The organism is Nocardioides sp. P5_C9_2 (genome assembly GCF_054049555.1).
Genome location: NZ_JBFUMD010000562.1, coordinates 1 through 2277 on the forward strand (window position 1 = coordinate 1; position 2277 = coordinate 2277).

Annotated in this window: 2 protein-coding genes; both read left to right on the forward strand. The window is 69.8% G+C overall.

Annotated elements, in window-relative coordinates; genetic code table 11:
• Nucleotides 1–1264 (forward strand): protein translocase subunit SecD (gene secD / locus ACXJKL_RS19640; RefSeq protein ID WP_457208681.1); only part of this gene is annotated, 1264 nt, incomplete at its 5' end.
• Nucleotides 1264–2277 (forward strand): protein translocase subunit SecF (secF, locus tag ACXJKL_RS19645; protein ID WP_457208682.1); only part of this gene is annotated, 1014 nt, incomplete at its 3' end. The genes secD and secF, both read left to right, overlap by 1 nt.

Consider the following 2277-nt stretch of genomic DNA (forward strand, 5'->3'; position numbering starts at 1 on the left):
GCCGCAGGTGACCCCCTCGCAGAAGCCCACGCCGACGCCCAAGAAGCGCGCGCCCTACTCCTGGAGCGACCAGACCAGCAGCGAGTCGCCCAGCGCCACCCCGTCGACGAGCGCGACCCCCACCCCGGCGCCCCAGCAGGGCGACGGCGGCGGGGAGGCCGCGTCGCAGGGCACCATCGACGACCCGCTGACGTGGATCGACAACCCCGACGCCGAGTCGCTGGCCGCCTTCGAGGCGTTCACCTGCCCGACGAACGGCCAGCCCGCCGACGTCGTCGACGACCCCGACAAGCCGCTGGTCACGTGCGACGAGTTCGGCCGCAAGTTCCTGCTGTCCAAGGCGATGATCGAGGGCACCGACCTCGCGGGCGCCAGCACCCGCGCGCCGGACGCCCAGAGCGTCGAGTGGGGCGTCGACCTCGACTTCGACCGCCAGGGCACCGAGACCTTCGCGGAGATCTCCCGCGCGCTGGTCAACACCCAGAAGCTCTTCGCCATCGTCCTGGACGGGCAGGTCATCTCCGCGCCCACCATGAACGGCCTGATCCTGGACGGCAACGCCCAGATCACCGGTCAGTTCACCCAGGCCGAGGCCGACAGCCTCTCCACCAGCCTCAAGTACGGCGCGCTGCCCATCGCCTTCGAGAAGGACCCGCCGGTGGAGCTGGTCGGTCCGTCCCTGGCCGGCAACCAGCTCCAGGCCGGCATCACCGCCGGTCTCGTCGGACTGCTGCTGGTGATGCTCTACTGCTTGTTCTACTACCGCGGGCTGGGCCTGGTGGTCATCGCGTCGCTCCTCGTGGCCGCCGCGCTGACGTACGCCATGGTGGTGCTGCTGAGCGAGGGCGCGGGCTTCACGCTCTCGCTGCCGGGCATCGCCGGGCTGATCGTCGCGGTCGGCATCACCGCCGACTCGTTCATCGTGTTCTTCGAACGCATCCGCGACGAGATGCGGGACGGCAAGTCCATGCCGGTGGCCGTGGAGTCCGGCTGGGTCCGGGCGCGCAACACCTGCCTGGCGGCCGATGCGGTGTCACTGCTCGCCGCCGTGGTGCTCTTCATCTTCGCCGCGGGCGTCGTGAAGGGCTTCGCCTTCACCCTGGGCCTCTCCACGATCATCGACCTGGTGGTCTTCTTCTGGTTCACCAAGCCGATGGTGTCCTACCTGGCCCGCTACCCGTTCTTCAACCGCGGGCACGCCCTGTCCGGCCTCAGCCGCGACACCCTGGGCCTCGAGCCCCTCACGGCAGGAGGGACCGCCTGATGGGCGCGTTCTCGAGGCTCGGCAACGAGCTCTACTCCGGCAAGCGCTCGATCGACTTCGTCGGCCGGCGCTGGCTCTGGTACGCCGTCTCCGCGCTGATCGTGGCCGTGGCCGTCCTGGGCCTGTGGTCCAAGGGCCTCAACATGGGCATCGAGTTCACCGGCGGCGCGGAGTACCGCGTCTCGCTTCCGGCCGACCAGGTCACCCAGGACACCGCCGACGAGCTGCGCGTGGCGGTCGCCGGCACCGGCATCGACGCGGCCAGCGCCCCGGTCGTCACCACGTCCGGCTCCGAGGCGATCATCGTCCAGACCGAGCCGGTCGACACCGCGGAGAGCGAGCAGATCGTCACCACGATCCTCGACACCACCGGCGCGAGCGCCGAGGACATCTCCCAGACCGAGATCGGACCCAGCTGGGGCAAGGAGGTCGCGCAGCGGTCGCTGCTGGGCCTGGCGGTCTTCCTCGTCCTGGTCGTGCTGTTCATCTGGGCCTACTTCCGCGAGTGGAAGATGTCGGTGAGCGCGATCGTGGCCCTGGCCCACGACGTGCTGATCACGGTCGGCGTCTACGCGCTGTCCGGCTTCGAGGTCTCGCCGGCGACGGTGACCGGCATCCTGACGATCCTGGGGTTCTCGCTCTACGACACGGTGGTGGTCTTCGACAAGGTCAGGGAGAACACGCACGAGCTCAAGAAGTCGCGCCTCTCCTACGCCGAGGCGGCCAACCTGGCCGTCAACCAGACGCTGGTGCGCTCCATCAACACCTCGATCGTCGCCCTCATCCCGGTCGCCGCGATCCTGTACGTCGGGGTGGCGCAGCTCGGGTCGGGGTCGCTCAAGGACCTCGCCCTGGCCCTCTTCGTCGGCATGGCGGCGGGCGCGTACTCCTCGATCTTCATCGCCACCCCGCTGCTCGTGCAGCTCAAGTCCGGGGAGAAGGACGTCGACCACGACGAGCGCCGCGCGGCGGCCCGACGCCGCGAGATGGCCGCCGACCCCTACGCCCGGGTC